General features: G+C 60.6%; 20 protein-coding genes and 1 pseudogene. 10 read left to right on the forward strand and 11 right to left on the reverse strand.

Annotated features, from left to right (window positions below; translation table 11 throughout):
* Positions 1-92: 92 nt before the first annotated feature.
* A complete protein-coding gene (locus ACIPL2_RS03705; RefSeq protein WP_401353065.1) occupies positions 93-308 on the forward strand; it encodes a hypothetical protein in 216 nt (71 codons plus the stop codon).
* A gap of 166 nt (positions 309-474) precedes the next feature.
* Here the strand turns inward: ACIPL2_RS03705 and ACIPL2_RS03710 are convergent, their stop codons facing one another.
* The 5 genes from ACIPL2_RS03710 to ACIPL2_RS03730 form a co-directional block, all read right to left on the reverse strand.
* Entirely contained in the window at positions 475-966 is a 492-nt protein-coding gene (locus tag ACIPL2_RS03710) for a GNAT family N-acetyltransferase (protein WP_401353067.1), read from the reverse strand.
* A gap of 196 nt (positions 967-1,162) precedes the next feature.
* The gene (locus ACIPL2_RS03715; protein WP_401353068.1) at positions 1,163-1,744 is read right to left on the reverse strand and encodes a DinB family protein; all 582 of its coding nucleotides are present in this window, start codon (positions 1,742-1,744) and stop codon (positions 1,163-1,165) included.
* A gap of 18 nt (positions 1,745-1,762) precedes the next feature.
* On the reverse strand, positions 1,763-2,881 hold the full coding sequence (gene zapE, locus ACIPL2_RS03720; protein WP_401353070.1) for a cell division protein ZapE: 1,119 nt from the start codon (positions 2,879-2,881) through the stop codon (positions 1,763-1,765).
* A 21-nt stretch (positions 2,882-2,902) separates the two neighbouring features.
* The gene (locus tag ACIPL2_RS03725) at positions 2,903-3,244 is read right to left on the reverse strand and encodes a nuclear transport factor 2 family protein (RefSeq protein ID WP_401353071.1); all 342 of its coding nucleotides are present in this window, start codon (positions 3,242-3,244) and stop codon (positions 2,903-2,905) included.
* A 52-nt stretch (positions 3,245-3,296) separates the two neighbouring features.
* Positions 3,297-4,013 carry a helix-turn-helix transcriptional regulator gene (locus ACIPL2_RS03730; protein ID WP_401353073.1) on the reverse strand — a complete coding sequence of 239 codons (717 nt, stop codon included), beginning with the start codon at positions 4,011-4,013 and terminating at the stop codon, positions 3,297-3,299.
* A gap of 205 nt (positions 4,014-4,218) precedes the next feature.
* On the opposite strand from ACIPL2_RS03730, the gene ACIPL2_RS03735 reads away from it, so the two are divergent.
* Positions 4,219-5,271: an aldo/keto reductase gene (locus ACIPL2_RS03735; RefSeq protein WP_401353075.1), complete on the forward strand. Its 1,053-nt coding sequence runs from the start codon at positions 4,219-4,221 to the stop codon at positions 5,269-5,271.
* Positions 5,272-5,387: 116 nt separating this feature from the next.
* Here ACIPL2_RS03735 and speB read toward each other — a convergent pair whose 3' ends face one another.
* Both speB and ACIPL2_RS03745 read right to left on the reverse strand, forming a co-directional pair.
* Positions 5,388-6,347, reverse strand: coding sequence for an agmatinase (gene speB / locus ACIPL2_RS03740; RefSeq protein ID WP_401353076.1), 960 nt, complete (start codon positions 6,345-6,347; stop codon positions 5,388-5,390).
* A gap of 13 nt (positions 6,348-6,360) precedes the next feature.
* Complete coding sequence (locus ACIPL2_RS03745; protein ID WP_401353077.1) at positions 6,361-7,452, reverse strand: polyamine ABC transporter substrate-binding protein; 1,092 nt, start codon at positions 7,450-7,452, stop codon at positions 6,361-6,363.
* Positions 7,453-7,553: 101 nt separating this feature from the next.
* Between ACIPL2_RS03745 and ACIPL2_RS03750 the strand changes: the two genes are divergently transcribed.
* The 4 genes from ACIPL2_RS03750 (at position 7,554) to ACIPL2_RS03765 (ending at position 11,219) form a co-directional block, all read left to right on the forward strand.
* Complete coding sequence (locus ACIPL2_RS03750; protein ID WP_401353079.1) at positions 7,554-8,447, forward strand: LysR family transcriptional regulator; 894 nt, start codon at positions 7,554-7,556, stop codon at positions 8,445-8,447.
* A 195-nt stretch (positions 8,448-8,642) separates the two neighbouring features.
* Complete coding sequence (locus ACIPL2_RS03755; protein WP_401353080.1) at positions 8,643-10,115, forward strand: nucleobase:cation symporter-2 family protein; 1,473 nt, start codon at positions 8,643-8,645, stop codon at positions 10,113-10,115.
* 58 nt (positions 10,116-10,173) lie between these two features.
* Entirely contained in the window at positions 10,174-10,647 is a 474-nt protein-coding gene (locus ACIPL2_RS03760) for an LEA type 2 family protein (protein WP_401353082.1), read from the forward strand.
* Between the two features lie 26 nt (positions 10,648-10,673).
* Entirely contained in the window at positions 10,674-11,219 is a 546-nt protein-coding gene (locus tag ACIPL2_RS03765; RefSeq protein ID WP_401353084.1) for a GNAT family N-acetyltransferase, read from the forward strand.
* A gap of 357 nt (positions 11,220-11,576) precedes the next feature.
* Here ACIPL2_RS03765 and ACIPL2_RS03770 read toward each other — a convergent pair whose 3' ends face one another.
* Positions 11,577-12,500 (reverse strand): carbon-nitrogen hydrolase family protein, encoded by a 924-nt coding sequence (locus ACIPL2_RS03770; RefSeq protein WP_401353086.1) that lies wholly within the window; start codon positions 12,498-12,500, stop codon positions 11,577-11,579.
* A gap of 86 nt (positions 12,501-12,586) precedes the next feature.
* Between ACIPL2_RS03770 and ACIPL2_RS03775 the strand changes: the two genes are divergently transcribed.
* Entirely contained in the window at positions 12,587-13,501 is a 915-nt protein-coding gene (locus ACIPL2_RS03775; protein ID WP_401353087.1) for a LysR family transcriptional regulator, read from the forward strand.
* Positions 13,502-13,572: 71 nt separating this feature from the next.
* Here the strand turns inward: ACIPL2_RS03775 and ACIPL2_RS03780 are convergent, their stop codons facing one another.
* Positions 13,573-13,824: a hypothetical protein gene (locus ACIPL2_RS03780; protein WP_059405118.1), complete on the reverse strand. Its 252-nt coding sequence runs from the start codon at positions 13,822-13,824 to the stop codon at positions 13,573-13,575.
* Positions 13,825-13,989: 165 nt separating this feature from the next.
* Between ACIPL2_RS03780 and ACIPL2_RS03785 the strand changes: the two genes are divergently transcribed.
* A complete protein-coding gene (locus ACIPL2_RS03785; protein WP_401353089.1) occupies positions 13,990-14,307 on the forward strand; it encodes a YqjD family protein in 318 nt (105 codons plus the stop codon).
* 98 nt (positions 14,308-14,405) lie between these two features.
* Here ACIPL2_RS03785 and ACIPL2_RS03790 read toward each other — a convergent pair whose 3' ends face one another.
* A complete protein-coding gene (locus ACIPL2_RS03790; RefSeq protein WP_401353090.1) occupies positions 14,406-15,446 on the reverse strand; it encodes an Ldh family oxidoreductase in 1,041 nt (346 codons plus the stop codon).
* Positions 15,447-17,957: 2,511 nt separating this feature from the next.
* Here ACIPL2_RS03790 and ACIPL2_RS03795 point away from each other — a divergent pair.
* Positions 17,958-18,689 (forward strand): annotated as a pseudogene (locus ACIPL2_RS03795) (dermonecrotic toxin domain-containing protein); the annotation flags it as partial.
* A 1,430-nt stretch (positions 18,690-20,119) separates the two neighbouring features.
* Here ACIPL2_RS03795 and ACIPL2_RS03800 read toward each other — a convergent pair.
* Positions 20,120-20,260, reverse strand: a complete 141-nt coding sequence (locus ACIPL2_RS03800; protein WP_401353370.1) for a CII family transcriptional regulator — start codon at positions 20,258-20,260, stop codon at positions 20,120-20,122.
* 284 nt (positions 20,261-20,544) lie between these two features.
* Here ACIPL2_RS03800 and ACIPL2_RS03805 point away from each other — a divergent pair, with 284 nt between their 5' ends.
* Positions 20,545-21,546 (forward strand): FecR family protein, encoded by a 1,002-nt coding sequence (locus tag ACIPL2_RS03805; RefSeq protein ID WP_401353092.1) that lies wholly within the window; start codon positions 20,545-20,547, stop codon positions 21,544-21,546.
* The last annotated feature ends 52 nt before the right edge of the window (positions 21,547-21,598 follow it).

Here is a 21,598-nt window from a genome sequence, read left to right on the forward strand (position 1 = left end):
CACGTAACGAAATCGGCGGATAATGGGCGCGTTCGAGATTGCATTGGCTCATGGATGAAAACGCACCCGATCTACGCAGTGGGAGGCAAACCATGAAACCTGTACCCCTGATGGTCGCTGGACTGATGACGTTCGTTTCGGCAAACGCCTTTGCCGAAGGTGGCGCCGAACGCATGCGGTATTACTTCGACACCCTGCGGTACCACCAACAGCAGGCGTTGGGTAATACCACCGAGGACAAAGGCGCTGGACTGCGGGTTCCGGACGATCAAACCGCTCAAGTGACCGAGACCTACAAACCGAAGTAAGCCGCAACACAATCTGTAGCAGCTGGCGCAGCCTGCGTCCGGCTGCGCAGCAGTCGTAAATCCTGCCAACGCGGTGAACCAGAAACACCGGGGACTCAGGGTTTACGACTGCTGCGCAGCCGGACGCAGCCTTCGGCAGCTGCTACAAGGTTTTTCGTCGTTGCGACTACAGCGGTTTGGTCCAGAACAGCATCCGCCCGTGAGACGGGTCGAACATGCCCTGGGCGAAACCGAACTTGCCATAGGACGCCTGGGCAACTGCATTTCCTTCCAGGACTTCCAGGGTGATTTTGCAGCAGCCACGCTGGCGGGCGATGTCCTCGACCTTTTGCAGCATCTTCTGGCTCAAGCCCAACCCGCGAAACTTCTTCACTACCACCACATCGTGCACGTTGACCAACGGTCGGCAGGCAAACGTAGAGAAACCCTCAAAGCAATTGACCAACCCGGCCGGCTCTCCTCCCACGAACGCCAGTACGCTGAATGCATAAGGCCGCTTGGCCAGTTCTCCCGGCAGTTGTTGCAACACATCGGCGGGCAAGGCGTGACCACCGCCCATCGGGTCTTCGGCGTAATGGTTCAACACCAGGCCAATCGCCTCGGCATGCACCGCATTGGTGTAGCTGGCCTGAAGCACAAGAATTTCTGCGGATTCCATTTCCACCCTCGTTTACACATCAAGTAGCCCCAGCGCGCTGCTCGCACTGGAAAGCCGAACGACCCTATCGCGAGCGCTGGGGTGCTGACAATAGATCAAAAGATTGCAGCCTCGTTGCACTCGACAGCTCCTACAGGGGATGGCGTACACCCGTGTAGGAGCTGTCGAGTGCAACGAGGCTGCGATCCTTTGATCTTCAGTGCCCCCAAATCAACGCCTCGGTCCACCCCAACTCGGCAAAATCCTCCGCCCTCAACCCCGACTCGCCGGCGCAGAAAAACTCGTCGAGTTGCGGCGGTTTGACCGAGGTGCCGCTGAGCATGGCGTGAACCTGCCCGCGATGATGGAGTTGGTGTTCAAACAGATGGGACAGCATGCGCAAGCGACTGTCGTGTTGCGGCGTATCCCGGGCGATGGTGACGATTTTCCCAAGGTCGGCATCACGCATTTGCTCGCAATAGGCAATCAGACGCCGGTCCACCAGGGCTTGCTCGCGCTTGAGGTCTACGGCCTGCGTGAACGGCTCGTCTTTGTTGAAGAACACGTAGCAATCCGGGTGCGGATCATCCCCGCGCAACTCCCGCTCCAGCGCATCCACGTAGAACCAGTCGCAGGTAAGAATGTGGTTGAGCGTCGCGCGCAAACTGGGAAAGAAACTGACCCGCGGCGCCGCCAATTCCGCGCCGCTCAACTGGCTCCAGGCCTTGGCCAGTCGATGATTGGCCCAGGCGTTCTGATAGGCCATGGTCAGCAAATGGTGCGACAGAGGCTGATTCATGTTCGCGGCTCCTTGAGTTCAGGCTTCGGCGAAACGTTGCAGCTGCATTTCCTGTAGGCGACTGAGGGTTCGGCGGAACGGGAATTCCAGATAACCCTCGGTGTAGAGCGACTCCATGGCGACCTGCGCTTCGAGGTACAGCGGCACTTTGCGGTCGTAGCACTCGTCGACCAGGGCGATGAAACGTCGCACACCGTCGTCATGCACCGACAATTGCGGCAATTGGCGATCGCCCGCCACCACCCGCTCGACACCGTCTTCAGTCCCGCGAGCGATGCGTCCTTCGCGTTTTTGCGCGCTGAGATTGGGCACGTCACTCAACAGAATAGCCTTGAAGGTGTCGCACAGGGCCATGAAATCCATGGCGGCGAAAGGCTGTTCGCAGAGATCGGCGTAACGAGTCCAGAGCACCGATTCACTGGCCTGTACCACATTGAGCGAACGGTAACCGACCTTGATCGGCTCGCTGGACACCGACTGGCCGACCGTCAACGCCTTGAACACCTCACTCAACGCGCCAGGCTGCCCGGGCGCCGCCACCCAGTAACGCTGCAAACCCTGGCCGGGGTGCAAGCGATGATCCTCGCCACCGTCCACGGCAATCACCTGCATGTGCTGCTTGATCGCCGTGATGGCGGGCACGAAGCGGTCGCGGTTAAAGCCGTCCGCGTAGAGTTGATCTGGCGGCTGGTTGGAGGTGCAGACCACCACCACGCCTTGCTCGAACATCACCTGGAACAAGCGCCCGAGAATGATTGCATCGCCGATGTCATTGACGAAAAGCTCGTCGAAGCACAGCACCCGCACGTCCTCGCTCAGCTCGCGCGCCAGCGCCTTCAGAGGGTCGGCGGTGCCGGTCAGCTGGAACGAACGCTGATGCACCCAGCCCATGAAGTGGTGAAAGTGCTGACGCCGGGCCGGGACCTTCAGGCTTTGGTAAAACTGGTCCATCAACCAGGTTTTACCACGCCCGACCGGGCCCCAGAGGTACACGCCGGTGATCGGCGTGCGCCCTTCGTGCAAGGCTTCGTAGCATTTTTGCAGCGCCCAGACGGCATGTTCCTGGGCTTCGTCCTGGACGAAGCCCTTCTGTTCGATGGCACGCTGCCAGGCGCTGAGGGGAGAGTCGACATTCATGCGCCGCAGTATACGGCCCGGTTACAGGGAGATGTCTAGCCGGGCGATCTTGCCTTGTTCATTCAGGCGAAACATGTAGCGCAGTTCCAGTGGGCTGCCGGGGAACGTGCCGGAAATCAGGTTATGCACCAGCACTTTGCCGGTGCGCAGTTGCACGTCAAGCACTTCGACCCGTGGCTGGTAACGCTGGGCGGTGTCTTCCATCCATTGGGCGATGGCCTGGGTGCCAATCCGGTGCTGACCTTCATCGAACACATTGGCATCCTCAGCGAAAAAACTGGTGACCCTGGAAGTGTCGCGGGCATTGGCGGCAGCAATGTACGCGGCGATGGCGGGCGCCAGTGAAGAGGCGGAATTGGACATGGTTGCGGCTCCTTGTTTATTGATTCTGGAACCATGCTAAAACAAGCCTGTGTCAGTTCTTGTCAGGAGTGAAACGCCCTGCTTCATCCAGTTGCATCTGCTTGCGCCAGGTACGCAACAGATCGCTGCGCCGCCCCGGATAGCGCTCGCCCTGCTCGCTGGCGGCTGAGATCCGGTCGGTGCGAAAAGTCCGATAAGCACCGCGCAGCTCACACCAGGCGACAATGATTCGCACCTCATTGAGAAACCCCAATGCCAGCGGCCAGATCAGCCGTTGACTGGGCACCTGCTGGGCATCCGCGTAGTCGATGTGCAGCTTGGCCTGATCGCGGATGGCCTGGCGAAACACGTTCAATGGCACCGCGTTCGGTGCAAAGCCATAACCGGGCGGCCCCGGCAGCACCGTCGGGTTGCGCAGCGCCTCCAGCGCTTCCGGGGCCAACACCGCAGCAATCTTCGCCAGCGCATCGGCCGCGGCTTTGCTCAAGACCTCATCCCCGCGCTGATCGACGTAGCGCAAACCGAGCACGATGGCTTCGGTTTCGTCGGCGTTGAGCATCAACGGTGGCAGAAACAAACCGCTGCGCAGGACGTAGCCGATGCCCGCCTCACCATAGATCGGTGCACCCAGGGCGGTGAGTTCGGCGATGTCGCGGTACAGCGTGCGCTCGGAAATATCCAGTTCGCCAGCCAGCGTCGCCGCCGTGACGGGCCGGCTTTTGCCACGTAGCACTTGCAACAAGGTGAGTAAACGAGTGGTCCGCGACACGATGGGCGTGCTCTGTCGGTAAAAGTTGTCGGAGCTTAGCAGAGGCCCCTGTCAGAAAGTGGCAGTAGCCACTGAGTCCGGTGGTCGGTCCTTTTTTCGCGCATGCAAATGCACCTTGACGTGGAATATTACTGCAATCATATTTAATACATGTCGCTAGACATTTATATTTCGCCCCAACGCCCTTTCCTTCAGGAGTCATCCCATGCACTACAAAGTCTTTGGCCGTAAAACCGGCTTGCGGGTTTCCGAACTGGCGTTGGGCGCCGGTAATTTCGGCACCGGCTGGGGTCATGGCGCCGAACGCGATGAAGCCAAACGCATATTCGATGGCTACCTGGAGGCCGGCGGCAACTTCATCGACACCGCCAACGGCTATCAAGCGGGCCAATCGGAAGCGATGCTCAGCGAGTTCATCGCCGCGGAACGGGATCGCCTGGTCATCGCCAGCAAATACACGCTCGGTACGACACCGGCTGCAGGTATTTCCCACACCGGCAACAACCGCAAGAACATGGTTCGCGCCGTGGAAGAAAGCCTGACGCGACTGAAGACCGACCACCTCGACCTGTTCTGGGCGCACATGAGCGATGGCGTGACGCCGATGGAAGAGATCCTGCGCGGTTTCGACGACCTGGTTCGCGCCGGCAAGATCCACTACGCCGGGCTGTCGAACTTCCCGGCGTGGCGCATCGCCCGGGCCGATCTGCTGGCCGAAGTTCGTGGTTTCGCTCCTATTGCGGCCATCCAGGTCGAGTACAGCCTGGCCGAACGCACCGCCGAACGGGAACAACTGCCCATGGCCGAAGCCCTGGGTTTGGCCGCGACGCTGTGGTCGCCGCTGGGTGGCGGGTTCCTCACCGGCAAGTACCGCACCAGCGAAGCGGACAACCGCGCGACCAAGCTCGGCATGCTGGTTCACGCCGAAAAGAGCGCTCGGGAAACCGCCCTGCTCGACTCCTTACTGGCCGTCGCCGCGGAACTGGCTGCCAGCCCGACTCACGTGGCCATTGCCTGGCTGCGGGAAAAAGCCAAGCGCTCGACCACCGCGTTGATCCCGATTCTCGGCTCACGCACCCGCGAACAGCTGGACGCGACATTGGGCGCGCTGGACGTGCAGTTAAGTGCTGATCAGTTGGCGCGGCTTGATGGCGTGAGTGACGTGGCGAAGGGTGTGCCGCATGAATCCATTGCCGGGTCGGTAGCGCGGTTTAGCGGGGCTGAAACGTTGGACCTGCCAATCATTCCAGTGGCCTGACACCGATTAAATGTGGGAGCGGGCTTGCTCGCGAAAGCGGTGTGTCAGTTAACACAAATGTTGCCTGACACGGCGCCTTCGCGAGCAAGCCCGCTCCCACAGGTTTGGACCGCGTACTACCGGTCGACCTTATGTTTCGCTGCATACAGGCACAACATTTCCATCGCCAACGTCGCCGCCGCCAGTGAGGTAATGTCCGCGCTGTCGTAGGCCGGGGCCACTTCCACCACGTCCATCCCCACCAGATTGATCCCGCGCAAGCCGCCGAGGATTTCCAGCGCCTGTACCGTGCTCAAGCCGCCGCACACCGGTGTTCCGGTGCCCGGCGCGAAGGCCGGGTCGAGGCAGTCGATGTCGCACGTCAGGTACACCGGGTTATCGCCGACGCGCGCCCGAATGGCTTCGACAATCGCCTCACACCCTTGCCGATGCACCTGCCGCGCATCCAGCACTTGAAACCCCTGATGATCGTCATTGGTGGTGCGCAAACCGATCTGCACCGAACGCGACGGATCGACCAGACCTTCCTTGGCCGCGTGCCAGAACATCGTCCCGTGGTCGATGCGCTTGCCCTCTTCGTCCGGCCAGGTATCGCTATGTGCGTCGAAGTGAATCAGCGACAGGGCTCCGTGCTTCCGGGCATGCGCCTTGAGCAGCGGATAGGTGATGAAGTGATCGCCACCGAACGTCAGCATCGCGCTGCCAGCGTTGAGAATGTGCTCGGCATGCGCCTCGATGCTTTCCGGCACCGACTGCGGCGAACCGTAATCGAAGTCGCAATCACCGTAGTCGATCACCGCCAGATGATCGAACGGATCAAAGGTCCACGGCCAGTGGCGCTCCCAGGCAATCCCGGTGGACGCGGCACGAATGCCTCGCGGCCCGAAACGCGCACCGGGGCGGTTGCTGGTGGCGGTGTCGAACGGGACACCGCTGACCGCTACGTCGACACCGCGCAAGTCGCGGCTGTAGCGACGACGCATGAAACTGGTGATGCCGGCGTAGGTACTTTCGGCGGCGGTGCCATAGAGGCTGTCGCGGGTCATGGCCTGATCGTTTTGCATCGGGACGTCCATCAGGTATTCCTTTTTATTGGCGGCTACGGAAAGTGGTCCACAAGCGGGTGCGCTGACGCATGTCCTTGAGGCTCATGCTGCGGTCGGCGTACAACCGGCCACGCACATCGGAGGGCGGGTAGATATCGGGATCGGTGCGCACGGCCTCATCCACCAGCGGCGTCGCGGCCTGGTTGGCGGTGGCAAAGAACAAGGTGTTGGTCAGCGCCGCGACGGATTCGGGGCGCAACATGAACTCGATGAACTGGCGGGCGGCTTCGGGGTGTGGCGCGTCCTTGGGGATGGCCAGGTTGTCCTGCCACACGAGCGTGCCTTCCTTGGGAATCCGGTAGGCGACTTCGTACGGTTTGTTGGCCTTGCGCGCCTGATCGGCGGCCATGCTGGCGTCGCCGTTGTAGGCCAGGGCCAGGCAGACGCTGCCGTTGGCCAGGTCGTTGATCTGTCGGCCGCTGGCGACGTACAGCACGTTAGGCTGCAACTGATGCAACAACGTTTGCGCCGCGTCGAGATCGTTTTTGTCGGTGCTGTAGGGATCTTTGCCCAGATAGTGCAACGCCAGGCCGATCACTTCCTGCGGCGAATCAATGATCGCGATGCCACAGTCCTTCAGTTTGCTGGCGTACTCCGGTTTGAACAGCAGGTCGAGGCTGTTCAGCGGCACGTTCGGCAGGCGTTTCTGCACCGCTTCGACATTCATCCCCAGACCCAGCGTGCCCCAGGTATAAGGCACGCCATATTGATTACCGGGGTCGACCGCCGCGAGTTTCGCCAGCAAATCCGGGTCAAGGTTGGCGTAGCCCTTCAAGCCTTCGTGAGGAATCGCTTTCAGCGCGCCGGCCGCCAACCCACGGGCGAGGACGCTGGACGACGGCACCACCACGTCATAACCGCTGCCCCCGGTGAGCAATTTGGTTTCCAGCACCTCCGGCGCGTCGAAGGTGTCGTAGCGCACGTGAATGCCGGTTTCCTGCTCGAAACGCTGCAAGGTTTCCGGGGCAACGTAATCGGCCCAACTGTAGAGATTAACAACCTTGTCCTCGGCCTGGGCCGACGCGGCCATGGCCAGGAACAGCGCGGGGAAGCACAACTTGAACATGGGAGCCATGACGAACACCTGACCAGAGGAAGTGGCTGCAGCATGCGTCGTCGGATACATTGGTGAAATATCAAGTTTGTTATCCTGACTTTATCCCGGAGTAATGTTTGATGCTCGGCCAACTGCATGATCTGGACCTGCAACTGCTGAGACTTTTCGTCAGCGTGGTCGAGTGCGGCGGTTTCAGCGCGGCGCAGGGTGAACTGGGGCTGAGCCAGTCGAGCATCAGCCAGCAAATGGCGAAGCTGGAAACCCGGCTCGGCTATCGCCTGTGCAGTCGTGGCAAAGGCGGCTTCAAGGTCACCCCCAAGGGCGAACAACTGCTCAGTGCGACGCGCGGATTGTTCGAGTCCATCGAAGCGTTCCGCCATCAATCCAACGGCGTGGCCGGGCGGCTGATTGGGGAGGTGCGCCTGGGTTTGTCCGAAGCGCTGGATCAATCGGTGCTGCAACGGGTAGCGGACGCGATCCGGCGCTTTCGTGAACGGGACGAATCGGTGCGCATCGAGCTGATCAGCGCCATGCCTGGCGAGATGGAGCGGTTGCTGTTGCAACAACGACTGGACTTGGCGATCGGCTATTTCTCACAAGTGCAAAGCGCGTTTGACTACCGCGAACTGTTCACTGAAACCCAACACTTGTATTGCGCATCGGGGCACCCGCTGTTCAGCAATGAAGCGCCTGACGATCAAGCGCTCCAGGCCTGCGACCGGGTCGATCACCCTTACCGCTTCCTGCGCAGCGACGAGCCGTTCCAGGGCAAGCGGTGTTCGGCGCGTTCGGAGCAGGTCGAAGGCACCCTCGCCTTTATTCTTTCCGGGAAACACGTCGGTTACTTGCCCAGCCACTTCGCCCGCAGCTGGGAAGACAAACAGTTGCTGCGGGCCGTGCGTCGTGAGGACATGAGTTTTGATGTGGCGTTTCATCTGGCGCGGCATCGTGCGCAAGTGCCGGGGGATGCGCAGAAGGCGTTTGAGGAGGATTTGCTCACCGCGTTTACCTAATGATCGTTCCCACGCTCCGCGTGGTAATGCAGCCAGGGACGCTCTGCGTCCCAAGCACGAACGCGGAGCGTCCGATGAGGCATTCCCACGCGGAGCGTGGGAACGATCATCTTGTACGTTGCCCTCGCCGCCCGCGGCTGGCATCCTGCGCCTCCATTTTCTGACCCGGCCCGCCTTCTGGCACTCACAAAACCCATGACCGCCTCCGAAAAAGCCCCTGCCCCGCGCCACAACGACCTGATCTACGGCCTCGACGACCGCCCTCACCTGACCGCGACCGTCTTCGCCGCCCTGCAACACGTGCTCGCCAGTTTCGTCGGCATCATCACCCCGACACTGATCATGGGCAGCGCCCTGGGCCTGCAAAGTGAAGTGCCGTATCTGATCAGCATGGCGCTGTTCGTTTCCGGCCTGGGCACCTTCGTCCAGGCGCGGCGGTTCGGCCCGATCGGTTCTGGATTGCTGTGCCTGCAAGGCACGAGCTTTTCGTTTATCAGCGTGATTCTCAGCGCCGGGTTCATGGTCAAGGCCCGTGGTGGTGGCACCGATGAAATCCTCTCGACAATCTTCGGCGTGTGCTTTTTCGCAGCCTTCATCGAAGTGGTGTTGAGCCAGTTCATCGGCAAACTGCGGATGCTGATCACCCCGGTGGTGACCGGCACGATCATCACGCTGATGGGCCTGTCGCTGATCAAGGTCGCCATGACTGACATTGCCGGCGGCTTCGGCGCCACGGACCTCGGCGCCGCCAGCCATTTGGCCCTGGCGGCCCTGGTGCTCGGGACCATCGTGGTGTTGAACCGGGTGGATGTGCCGTTCCTGCGCCTCGGTGCGATCGTCATCGGCCTGACCCTCGGCTATGTCGTCGCCTGGCTCATGGGCGACGTCAACTTTTCGAGCATGCCTGATGTACCGCTGATGAGCGTGCCGGTGCCGTTCAAATACGGATTCAATTTCGACTGGGTGGCGTTCGTGCCGGTCGCGGTGATTTTCCTGGTGTCGCCGCTGGAAGCCGCCGGTGACCTGACCGCCAACTCGATGATTTCCCGGCAGCCGGTCAAAGGCCCGATCTACATCCGCCGGATCAAGTCCGGGCTGCTGGCCGACGGTCTCAACTCGGCCATGGCGGCGGTGTTCAACAGCATGCCGATGGTGACCTTCGCGCAGAACAACGGTGTGATCCAGCTCACCGGCGTGGCCAGCCGTTACGTGGCGTTTTTCATTGCCGGGCTGTTGGTGGTGCTGGGGTTGTTCCCGATGATTGGCGCGGTGCTGCAATTGATGCCCAAACCGGTGCTGGGTGGTGCCGAACTGGTGATGTTCGGTACCGTCGCCGTGGCCGGGATCAAGATCCTCGCCGAAGCCGGCCTGCATCGGCGCAACATGCTGATCGTGGCGATTTCCCTCGGCATGGGCCTGGGTGTCGCGGCGGTGCCGGAGGTATTGCGCGAGCTGCCCAAGGCGCTGCACAACATCTTCGAATCGCCGATCACCGTCGGGGCGTTGTGCGCTATCGTGCTGAATATCTTCCTGCCCGAGGAATTCATCGAGCTGGAAGAAGACGATTTCGATCCGGAAGCGTCGATTCTCCAGGTCATGGAAAACCCGGAAGTCCCGGCCAAGGGTGAACCCGCCACACTCGGGGCTGTCGCACAGTTGAACCGCTAGATGTGCTCAAGGGTTGAGCCTCTGACGGTTCAACCCTTTTTTATACGAGAGCACCTCCATGCGCAGTGTCCACGCCGTCATTCTTTCCGTCCTGTTGCTCTCGCTGAACGCCTGTGCGCTGTTCCCCAACCGCGATCCGCTGAACATCAACGTGGTGGGTTTCGAGCCGTTGCAGAGCCAGGACATGGAGGTGCGCTTTGCGGTGAAAATCCGCGTGCAGAATCCCAATGACAGCACCATCGACTACAACGGCGTCGCCCTGGACCTGGAGGTCAACGGCCAGCCACTCGCCTCTGGCGTCAGCGATCAATCGGGCTCGATTGCGCGCTTTTCCGAGACGGTGCTGACGGTGCCGGTGAGCGTTTCGGCATTCTCGGTGCTGCGTCAGACGCTCGGCCTGAGCCAGACGCAAACCCTGAACAACCTGCCTTACGTGCTGCGCGGCAAACTGGCGGGTGGCCTGTTTGGTACGATGCGGTTCATGGACAGCGGCAAACTCAGCCTGCCCACGGCGACAACCGGCACCTGGTGACACCGACTCAAGGAGCTACAAAGAACATGGACGCCACACCCACGCTCTATACCGAACGCTTGATCCTGCGCCCACTGGAATTGGCCGATGCCGAAGCCATCCAGCAGCAATTCCCGCACTGGGAAGTCGTGCGATACCTGAATGAACTTGTGCCTTGGCCGTATCCTGCGGACGGTGCACTGACCTATCTGCGTGACAATGCCCTGCCGGCGATGGCCCGCGGCGAAGAATGGCACTGGTCGATACGGTTGAGGTCCGCACCCGAGCAGTTGATCGGCAATATTAGCCTGATGAACGAACAGGACAACAACCGCGGCTTCTGGCTCGGGCCTGGGTGGCAAGGTCAAGGCTTGATGACCGAAGCCAGCGCCGCCGTGACCGATTACTGGTTCGGAACCCTCGGCCGCCCCGTACTCCGTGTGCCGAAAGCGGCGCCCAACATCGGCTCGCGCAAACTCTCCGAGCGCACCGGCATGCGCCTGATCCGCACCGACGAGGGCAACTTCGTCAGCGGACGATGCCCAAGGGAAATCTGGGAAATCACCCGTGAAGAGTGGCTGCTACAGCACTGACCTTCCAATCCCCTGTGGAAGCGGGCTTGCTCGCGAAGGCGGTCTGCCTGTCGACATTGAGGCTGAATGTGGAGGCCTCTTCGCGGGCAAGCCTCGCTCCTACAAGGCCCTGTGCTGGTACGTACGACACCGTTCAAATGTGGGAGCGGGCTTGCTCGCGAAGGCGATTTACCAGCCGACATGGAGGCTGAATGTGCCGGCCTCTTCGCGGGCAAGCCTCGCTCCTACAAGGCCCCGCGTCGGTACGTACGACACCATTCAAATGTGGGAGCGGGCTTGCTCGCGAAGGCGGTCTGCCAGTCGACATGGATTTTGAATGTGCCGGCCTCTTCGCGAGCAAGCCCGCTCCCACAGGGTTTAGGTGTTGAAGCGGACGCCGGGTTTGGCGCGTTCGTCCACCGTTAGTTCGAACACATCCGGGCGCGCGTAGTGGCCGACCACGTCGTAGTCGTAACGGGCGCGCACCAGGTCGTCGGTGTCGATGTGCGCGGTGAGTAAGCCGGCGCGGTCACGCAGCGGTCCTGCCAGAATGTCGCCCATCGGGCCGACGATGACGCTACCGCCTGCAATCAACGGTCGGTCCGCTGGCCAGTTGGCGACTTCCACGCCCAAGGCTTGCGGTGAGTCCTGCACCTGACAGGCGCTGACCACGAAGCAGCGGCCTTCATGGGCGATATGGCGCATGCTGACCTGCCACATCTCGCGCTCGTCCACCGTCGGCGCGCACCAGACCTCCACGCCTTTGGCGTACATCGCGGTGCGCAGCAGCGGCATCATGTTTTCCCAGCAGATCACCGCACCGATCTTCCCGACCTGGCTGTCGATCACCGGCAGCGTCGAACCATCGCCTTTGCCCCAGATCAGCCGTTCAGTGCCGGTCGGCATCAGTTTGCGGTGTTTGGCCACCAATCCGGCCTGCGGATCGAAGTGCAACGCGGTGCAGAACAACGTGCTGCCGGCGCGCTCGATGACGCCGATCACCAAGTTCGCCCCGGTGCGTGCCGACAACCCGGCCAAGGCTTCGGTCTCCGCGCCGGGCACGTCAATGGCGTTGGCAAAATACCGGGCGAACGCTTCACGCCCTTCCGGCAGTCGATAGCCCAGTTGAGTGCCAAAGCCCTCGCCTTTGGGATACCCGCCGAGCAACGCTTCAGGCATCACCACCAGCGCGGCGCCCGACTCAAGAATGGCGTTTTCATACGACAGAATCTGTTCCAGTGTCTCGGCTTTACCGCCCGGTAGAGCGCCGATTTGCAGTGCAGCAACGATGGACTTGGGCATGGCAGTCACTCCGAAAAGCAATGAGGTGTTGCTCATTCTCGGACGCCACGGGATCATCAATAAAGCCCGATTCACTGCTGAATGATATGAGCCAAATGAATATCGCCACCGTCGACCTCAACCTGCTGAAAGTCTTCGAAGCCTTGCACGAAGAATCAAGCGCGAGCCGCGCTGCGTTACGTCTTGGCGTAACACAATCGGCGGTCAGCGCCGCGTTGCGTCGGCTGCGCGAGGTGTATGGCGATCAGTTGTTCGTGCGCACCGGCCGTGGCCTTGCCCCGACGCTCAAGGCCAATCAGTTGAAACCGGTGGTCAGCGATGCGCTGAACAAATGCCGCCAGAGCCTGGCCATGGTCGATCCGGCCGCCAATCATTACGACGGGCGCTCGGTCACGGTGGGCTTGTCGGATGATTTTGAAATCGCCTACGGGCGGCGCTTGATCGAGCACATTGCGATCTGTGCACCGAAGCTGCGGCTGATTTTTCGTCAGACCCACAGCCAGATCGTCGCCCACGCGTTGATGGAACGCAGCATCGACCTGGCGATTACCGCCGGCGGTTTTGCCGAACGGTTACTCAGCCGTCAGGTGTTGGGTGAAGGGGGTTATCTGTGCCTGGTGGATCCGCTGAGCCTGGCCGAGGGACAGCAGACGCTGAGTCTTGAGGAATTCGTCGCCCGTGAACACATTCTGGTGTCGTCGGGCGGTTTTATCGGGATTACCGATGAGGGATTGGCGGCGCTTGGGTTGAGTCGGCGGGTGTGCGCTTCGACCACGCACTTTGCCGCGTTGCCGCATTTGCTCAAGGGCAGTCAGGCGGTGGCGACCATTCCGGCCCATGCGGCGCAAAGCATCGCCGCGCTTAGCGGCCTGGCAGTGCTGCCCTGCCCGCTGGCGCTGCCGCGTTACCCGATCGAACTGGGCTGGCGCACCAGCACGCAGCTCGATCCGGTGGTGGTGAAAGTGCGCGAGGCGATTGTCGCGAGCTTTGCGAGCGCGTAGGAATCGGCTTGCTGGTGATGGCGATTTTGAGGACTCCTTCGCCGGCAAGCCGTGCTCCTACAGGGATCGTGTTATTTGGCGGCCATGAGGCGGTTGACTTCACTGCGCACCATGTTGGCGTATTCCGGCGGCGACATGCCGTCGAGCTCGGAACGGACCCATTCGGCCCATTTGCCTTTGCGCTTGGCGCGTTCGCCGAACAAGCGTGCGGCCTCGCCCTTGGATTTGCCCAGGTTGGTTTGCCAAAGATCGAACAGACGGGATTTCTCATCTTCCAGCGCAGCGCGCTCGGCGAGGGGTTTGTCGGCCAGATTGAAGCTCATGGGAATTACCTGCTGCGTAAAATAGGCGACATCTTACACTGTAGGCGGAAATGTCCTGCGCTGGATTTTTCATCAGGATCGAGTCCCCACGCAAATTCGCTGCAACTTTTTCACTCGCGCAGGACTCCATTGTTCACTGTCCATTCACCTGCAAGGAGTACTTCAATGGCCCGGAAAACCGCCGCGCAAACCGCCTCGGATCAAATCAAGGATCAAGCGTTCAGCGAACTTCAATCGTTGATCGAAGAGTCGGAAAAACTGCTGAAAAGCAGTGCTTCACTGGTCGGTGAGGAAGCGGAGACCCTTCGTGGGCAAATCGCCCAGAAACTCCAACAGGCCCGGGACTCGGTCACCAGCGTTCGCGACCGGACCTTACCCGCGGTCGAAGCCACGGAAACCTACATCGGTGGTCATCCTTGGCAAACCGTGGCCGTCTCCGCCGGTTTCGGCCTGGTAGTCGGGTTGTTGCTGGCGCGCCGCTAAGCACCGCACATGACACCTGTAGGAGCCAGGCTTGCCGGCGAAGGCGTCCTCAAGGGCGCCTTCGCCGGCAAGCCTGGCTCCTACGAAAGCCATTCGTATCAGAGCCCTGCCAGCTCCCGCAATTCGGCCAGCGTCTGCGAATCGAGCTGGATGCCGTCCGCGTTCGTCCTGGCGCGCTGATGGTGGCGTCGATCACCCGGCAACCGCTTGAGCCCCACGCCATGCATCTGCCGCACCAGTTCCTGACTGCGCTCGGCAAAATTCTGCCCGGCCGCCTTGCTCGGATCGATCACGATCAGCAACTGGCCAGTCCACGGCGTTTTCGCACCGGGATGGTTGGACCAGTCAAACTCGAAAGAAAAATTCCCCCCAGTCAACGCCGCCGCCAACAGTTCAACCATCATCGACAGCGCCGAGCCCTTGTGCCCGCCGAACGGCAGCAAGGCGCCGCCCTCGAGAATGGCTTTCGGGTCTTGCGTCGGCTGGCCGAGGCTATCGACGCCCATGCCCGGCGACAAGCGTTCGCCCTTGCGTGCAGCAATCTGCACATCGCCATGGGCAATGGCGCTGGTCGCCAGGTCGAAGACAATCGGCTCGCCATCGGCACGCGGGGCGGCGAAAGCGATCGGGTTAGTCCCAAACAGCGGGCGATCGGCACCGTGCGGCACCACGCAGGTCATGCTGTTGACCACGCTCAGCGCCACCAGCCCTTCATAGGCGAAGGGCTCGACATCCGGCCACAACGCGGCGAAATGGTGAGAGTTACGGATCGCCAGCACCGCAATGCCGGCACTGCGGGCTTTTTCCACCAGCAAGGCGCGGGCCGCCGCGAGGGCTGGCTGGGCAAAACCATTACCGGCGTCGACCCGGACAAAACCCGAGGCCACGTCCTCGACCACCGGCACGGCTTGGCCATCGACCCAGCCGCTCTTGAGCGTCGACACGTAACCCGGAATACGGAACACGCCGTGGCTGTGCGCGCCATCGCGCTCGGCACCGGCGCAGTTTTCGGCCAGCACCCGCGCGACATCGGCCGAGGTGCCGTGGCGCAGGAATATCTTCTCAAGCAAGGCTGTCAGCTCATCCAGGGACAGGTTTTGCGAGACAGCAGTAGACACATGATCGTGTGGCGCAGACATCTGAAGCTCCAGACTAATTATTGGAGGGGGCAACAGCGTACGAAGACGAACGATTAACAACGCGCAGCGAGCGACCTGTCAACCCTTCGATAGCGCCCACCTACACCAACACCGACAGCGCATGTGTTAACTATCTACCACCTGCGACACGTCAGCGACTTTTAGTCTCGAGTCTCCAAACACAAGCGCACATCGCGGCGCCCCGAACGAGACTCGACGATGCCCACCTCTCCTGCTCCCTTGTTTTTCCCCCAGGTGTTCCAGCAACCCGGCCTGTGGAACGACCTTGGCAACACCTACGGGCTCACGCAAAAGGATTTCGAATGGTTCAGTCACCTGCAACTGGCCAGCCAGACCTTGCGCAGCCAACAGCGCCCGCCGATGCTCGCCGAGAAAATCCTGGTCAGCGCAGGCAACCTGGCCCCGATCCCGTTGGCCGGCAGCTTCGTGCTCAGCGCGACCCCGGATGATCACGGCGAGATTCTCTACACGCCGTACCGCGGCATCCAGAAATTCGACAGCCGCGCAGCCCTGACCGAACACCTGAAAAGCCGACTGAACCGTGCGACCGAAGATGACGACCTGCTGGCGTTCATGGCGTTGGCCCCGCGAAAAACACTGGCGGCGGCCACCAGCATCCAAATGGCATTCGAGGTCATCGAAGGCGATGTCTTCGAGGACCAGCGCGCGGTCATTACCCATCAACAGCACAGCAACCACCAAGCGCTGCTCGACGAATTGCTCAAGCTGCCGACGCTCACTTTACTACTCGACCTGGCGCTGGATGAGGCGCTGTCGCCGGTCTTCGCCGGGCTGAATCAACGCCAGACCCAGGTCAATGTTTACGCCGGGCAGCGCTGGATCAACTCCATGTCCCTGAGTGATGCCGTGCTGCTGCACTACCGTCACCGGCGCTGGCCGACCGGGCAGCGCTTTGAGTTTTCCCATCCCAAGCAACGTCCCGCCGACGGCGACCGGCAACGCTGGGAAAACGCCGTCATCGGCGTGTCCGGCAAACTCGCCAGTCTGCTAAGCGCGCAACTGCAGCGCTTCTGGAACACCGCGAGTGCCGATGGCGCGTCACGGCGCGATTTCTTCAGCCGGGCCCTGCGTGAAATGGCCCGAGCCAATCTGTTGCTCAACCGCGAGGCCGACATCATCAGCGCGGAACAAAGCCAGGCGCTGCACGCGTTGATCGAGCCATCGACCCGCGCGGCCCGCTCAATCACACTTGAGACCGTGCGGCTTTGGGAGCACGCGGCCCATTATGTCGAGCTCGCGGGCTCCCTGATGATCAGTCACGCCAACGCCTTTCTCTACACCCCGACGCTGGGGTTACAGGTATTGAAGGACTATCCGGACCTGAAACAGACCTTGCTGAGTAAATTCAGCGCGGCCGGTCATGAGGATGAGCTGTACGGCCTCCTGAGCCTGGAGGAACGTAACCGCTTCCTCGGTTTCGATCAGCCGCATGTCACCGGTGAAGTGATTTCCGGTTCGATTTTTACAACGTTGTTCGAATCGATCATCAGCAAACAACTGCACAACATTGATCACGCGCTGCAGGTGTTTTGTCACGGTGACGGCGCCGTCAACCTCCAGGCGTTATTCGACAAGGCGCTGGATATCCGCAGCATGATCAGCGAACGCTTGCTGCCGCTGGAGGCCCAAGGGCGCTGGAGTACGAGACCGGTGCTGACGGGCAATCAACAGCCCTCCATCGTGCGCGCGGACACCGCGGCGGCCTTCGCGAAAACCTTCAGCGATGTCGAGTCACTGATCAGCGCCGATTTCGCGGCTCAACCTGTCGCTTCGCTGGCCCTGCAACGGGTGTACCTGGAGAAAATGAAACCGCAGCTGGCTCATGCGCTGTCCGTCGGGATACGCGGGGAAGCCAGCCTGCGGGTGCTCGACGCCTCGTTACGCAGCGCCGAACAGGCCATTGTCGATACGGTGCTCAACCCGGATAAACCGGATCGCAACAGCCGCCTTGCGCTCAATGGTTTCCGGCCTGACGCCTACTCGCTGATCCTTGAGTGTTCCGGCCAAAGGAATGTCCTGCCCTTGGCCAATTGCCTGGTGTTGACCGAGCGCGGCGGGATTGATGCCGGGAATTCCGGACGTGCCGTCCTCTGGACGCCCGCAGAGGGCCTGGAGGTCTTTGATTCGATCAGCGCCGCGAAACTGGAATTGAACCGGCGCCTGCTTGATCCGCGCAAACGCCTGGCACTCCTGGAAAACCTCAGCCCCGCCCAGCGCCATTTCCACCAGCGTTACTCGCTCAACGCGTTGCGACTGATCGAGGGCAACGTTCTTCACCACCTTGCGCAGACCTCTATCGAGCATTTTCTGGCGGCCAGCGAACACTTGCGTTCGCAGGAGCTGACTGATGCCAAAAAGCACAAAGCGCTGAAAGTACTGGCGAAGACGGTCATCGATACCAATTTGCGCAGGGCTACGCTGATCTCGAAAGCGATCGCCCGACAACAGTCCCTGCCCGCCTGGCTCGGCATGGCCCCCGTCGAAGAGCAGCAGTTGCACCTTGAATTGCTCGAGCAATACCGCAACAACGTGACGGACGACAAAGACTACCTGCACGGCATCCAAACGCTGGCGTCCTTCGTCCATGACCGATTGGAATCATTGCTCCACAGTCGATTTCCCGGGGTGCGGCTTGACCCCGACCACATCGAAATCATTCCCAACCTGGCCCTGGCCGGGCCTTCCCGGACCCTGACCGAGTTCGCCCTCAACCACGTCAATATTGCCCAAGGCACAGGCTTCACGATTGCGTCGACCACCCCGCAAACCCTGCCTGATCGTCTGAACCCGGAGGCCGTCCAACAGCTTTTGCAATCACTGAACATCCACAGTGACTACGCCAGATTGGTGACGGATCAGTTGACCCAGGCTGGCGCCGACGCTGACAGTCGAACGCGGCGTTTTGTGCAGCAACTGCCGTGGCAATTACTGCAACATGCCCATGAGTTGAAACTGCAGCAACATCTTTCCGCCAGCGCTTTCGACCTGATCCAGCAAGTGCTGGACATGCCTGACGCTATGGCCCGGGCAGCCGTGCAAGGCGCGCATGCCATCGTCCGTCCGCTGGAACTGATCAAGACAGCCGGTGCCGCTGCGGTGAAAACCCTCGGTTTGTACCTGATCGGCCCCGGCGCAGGGCATGTCGGGCCGCAAATCCTGTATGCGCCGTACCACGCCGGTTCGGTGTTCACCGAGTTCAACAACGAGGCCAGCGTTGTCGCGGCGATCAATGTGCCAGGGCCGCTCCAGGACCTGATTATTCGACGCTTGCCCGACAATCAGCAGTCGGCGTTCAACAACCTGCTCAAGTCCACTGTCGGCCAACTGAGCGAGATCACGCTCAGTTCCTGCCCCATCAACGGCAACCTCCTTGCCCAGTTGTTCAGCGACAACACTGACCTGCTGGCGCGGATGCTCGGCAGTCAGTCCAAAATCACCGGCCAGGCAGACTGGGAAGCCGCTAAAAACCTGTTCACCTCCGGCATCAAAATGATCGGGGGCCTGTTGCCGGGCAAACTCGCCTATGGACTGTTTTTGTGGCAAAGCTTCAAAGACTTCGAGGACTCCGCTGAAGCGCTGCAGGACCACCACTGGAAACGGGCCTTGCAGGCGTTTATTGCCGGTGCCGTGCAAATGGTGACCGTGGGACGCTTGTCGCTGGAGGCTTCGGCAACGACCGAGCAGGTGGCTGCCGAAACGGCTCCGGTCGAGAGCGCCGTGGTCGAGCCGAAATGGTCGTCGATAAAGCCGACAGCGCCACAGCGTACGGCCTTGCAGCCGCTCGAAGCGCCGACCGTGGCATTGAAGGACCTGACAAAAAATCCGGCCGATGGCACTTACCTCGATCCGGTCAGCGAACACCAGTACGCGCCCATCGCAGGAAAGGTCTACCGCGTCGACAAACCCGGTGCTGTCTGGCAGATCCGCGATGCCGAACAGGCCGGGCCTTCGCTGCAGACGACGCTGACGCGGCAGATGGTGATCGATCCGGACGTGCATACCGTGCACTACGGCAAGGCCCTGTCGAAAATGCACAATCACTACGCGACCAGTTACGAGGTCAGTCAGGTACTGAATATCGAAGCGCGGGGTATGCAAGCCATCCGCGCCCACCACCCGGAAAAAGCGCGCATGATCGTGCAGGCCATCGACATGGCTCGCTATTACGCGCTCAACAGTTTGCACAACATGGCGCAGCTCAGGCACCGCGTCCCCGGTACGCGGCTGGATACGTTCCTCAAAGGCTTTTTTGATGTCGACAATGTTGATAGCGCCCTTCTGGAAAAAATCAAACAAGCCATCATTCCGATCTGCACGGCGCTGGTCGATCCGGACGAAGATTTGATGAACACCGAACGCTTTGTCGTCGGCTCAAACAAACACGCGGCTGCCGATTTGATCGCGTTTGTGGTGGACCAGGACTCCCAGAAGACGGTGCATTTCACCGAGAAATTTTTCGACCAGCAACTCGATTGGTACAAGTCCTGCCTGACTGAACCGTTCAATGTCGACGGGCATAGCCAGGCCGCCACGTTGATACACGAATTTTCTCATCTGTTTTCAAAGACGGTGGACGTTGCGTCACTTGAGGCCAGGCGCCCCTTCAGTGATCTCGTTGCGCCAATCACCGGTTATGGTCGAGCCATGAAGCAAACCCAAGTGGTTTTCCAGCGAGAAGCCTTGTCCCTGGCGACACCCAGGGAAGAACTGTTCGCCCGCTGGAATAACACGTTGCAATCATGGATCAGCCTTGATTCGATTCCGGGGGCCACTCACGTGGGCAAGGAAGTCCTGAAAATCGCGGGTGCCAGGACCATGGAGGCCGCGCGCGACGCTTTTTTCAACCGACAGAACCCTGATACGCGGGTGGACATCATTTTGCGCAATGCCGATTCCATCGCATTTTTGATCTGTGAAATGGGGCGACAGTTGGATCCGATGCCGGTTTTTTAGATCCCTGAGGTGAAAAATCCTTCACTTTGATGGGCAATTGCCATGACGACTGTTCTCGCCGACTTCGCCTCAAGGTTAGAATGCACGAAATCAGGATGAGTCAATGACCGACAACCCTCTCTCGCAAGCCCAATATGACGCCATCACCGATGCCGCTGCGCACTGGTGCATGCGTCTGCACGCCACTGACTGCACCGTTGAAGAACGGCTGGCGTTCGAGCAGTGGCGTGACGCTCATCCGCTACATGCGTTCGAGTACGAGGCCATGCTGGAGATCTGGGAGGTGGCCGGGGATCTGCCGCACCCCGAGGCCGCCGTGCCGGTGACTCGCCTCAAGCCACAAACGCCCTGGCGCACCTTCGGCATCGCGGCTGCAGTGTGTGCCCTGGCGTTGCCATTGGCGGCGTATAGCGCCTGGAACCTGGGCTGGTTGCCCAATTCGTATCAACACTTCGAAGCGACCGGCAACGTCCGCCACGTCACGCTGAGTGATGGCAGCGAGGTGGAATTGAACCTCGGTTCCGAGCTGACCTTCAGCAACTACAAGGATCAACGTCGGGTCACGCTGGAAAAAGGCGAAGCCTTCTTCAGTGTCAGCCACGACACGCGCCACCCTTTCGTCGTCAAGGCGGCCGAAGGCCGGATTCGGGTCACCGGGACTCAATTCAACGTCTGGATGTATGAAGATCAGGTAAAAGTGAACCTGATTGAAGGTTCGGTGCTGGTCACCAGCAATGATGACCTTCCGGGCGATGGCTTGCGTCTGGGGCCCGCGATGCAGGCGAGCTACGGCCACGGCGACTTGATTCCACGGATCAGTCAGACCTATGACCATGACAACTCATTGGCCTGGCGCAGCGGCAAACTGGTGCTGGATGATTTGGCGCTGACCGAAGCGCTGCCACTGATCAATCGTTACCTGAACAAACCGCTGATGGTTGCCGACAACAGCACCGGTTCAATCCGCATTGGCGGCATCTACAACATCAAAGAGCTCAACAGTCTGGTGTCGTCCCTGCCCAAGGTGTTGCCGGTGTACCTGACCCGCAACAAGGACGGCAATCCGGTCCTCAATTCCATTCCGCAGAAAGCGCCAAAAAGCTGAAGCATTTTCCCCAATACCGATTTCTGTAGGAGCGAGCTTGCTCGCGATGGAC

Origin of the sequence: Pseudomonas sp. NPDC086251, assembly GCF_044746405.1 — a bacterium.
Classification (GTDB): Bacteria; Pseudomonadota; Gammaproteobacteria; order Pseudomonadales; family Pseudomonadaceae; genus Aquipseudomonas.

Bases quoted from the DNA above. Each gene is read 5' to 3' on its own strand.
- zapE (WP_401353070.1), bottom strand. From the start codon at position 2,881: ATGAATGTCGACTCTCCCCTCAGCGCCTGGCAGCGTGCCATCGAACAG.
- ACIPL2_RS03785 (WP_401353089.1), top strand. From the start codon at position 13,990: ATGGCCCGGAAAACCGCCGCGCAAACCGCCTCGGATCAAATCAAGGAT.
- ACIPL2_RS03755 (WP_401353080.1), top strand. From the start codon at position 8,643: ATGACCGCCTCCGAAAAAGCCCCTGCCCCGCGCCACAACGACCTGATC.
- ACIPL2_RS03715 (WP_401353068.1), bottom strand. From the start codon at position 1,744: ATGAATCAGCCTCTGTCGCACCATTTGCTGACCATGGCCTATCAGAAC.
- ACIPL2_RS03780 (WP_059405118.1), bottom strand. From the start codon at position 13,824: ATGAGCTTCAATCTGGCCGACAAACCCCTCGCCGAGCGCGCTGCGCTG.
- ACIPL2_RS03725 (WP_401353071.1), bottom strand. From the start codon at position 3,244: ATGTCCAATTCCGCCTCTTCACTGGCGCCCGCCATCGCCGCGTACATT.
- ACIPL2_RS03760 (WP_401353082.1), top strand. From the start codon at position 10,174: ATGCGCAGTGTCCACGCCGTCATTCTTTCCGTCCTGTTGCTCTCGCTG.
- ACIPL2_RS03790 (WP_401353090.1), bottom strand. From the start codon at position 15,446: ATGTCTGCGCCACACGATCATGTGTCTACTGCTGTCTCGCAAAACCTG.
- ACIPL2_RS03750 (WP_401353079.1), top strand. From the start codon at position 7,554: ATGCTCGGCCAACTGCATGATCTGGACCTGCAACTGCTGAGACTTTTC.
- ACIPL2_RS03745 (WP_401353077.1), bottom strand. From the start codon at position 7,452: ATGGCTCCCATGTTCAAGTTGTGCTTCCCCGCGCTGTTCCTGGCCATG.
- ACIPL2_RS03770 (WP_401353086.1), bottom strand. From the start codon at position 12,500: ATGCCCAAGTCCATCGTTGCTGCACTGCAAATCGGCGCTCTACCGGGC.
- ACIPL2_RS03735 (WP_401353075.1), top strand. From the start codon at position 4,219: ATGCACTACAAAGTCTTTGGCCGTAAAACCGGCTTGCGGGTTTCCGAA.
- speB (WP_401353076.1), bottom strand. From the start codon at position 6,347: ATGGACGTCCCGATGCAAAACGATCAGGCCATGACCCGCGACAGCCTC.
- ACIPL2_RS03765 (WP_401353084.1), top strand. From the start codon at position 10,674: ATGGACGCCACACCCACGCTCTATACCGAACGCTTGATCCTGCGCCCA.
- ACIPL2_RS03775 (WP_401353087.1), top strand. From the start codon at position 12,587: ATGAGCCAAATGAATATCGCCACCGTCGACCTCAACCTGCTGAAAGTC.
- ACIPL2_RS03705 (WP_401353065.1), top strand. From the start codon at position 93: ATGAAACCTGTACCCCTGATGGTCGCTGGACTGATGACGTTCGTTTCG.
- ACIPL2_RS03805 (WP_401353092.1), top strand. From the start codon at position 20,545: ATGACCGACAACCCTCTCTCGCAAGCCCAATATGACGCCATCACCGAT.
- ACIPL2_RS03710 (WP_401353067.1), bottom strand. From the start codon at position 966: ATGGAATCCGCAGAAATTCTTGTGCTTCAGGCCAGCTACACCAATGCG.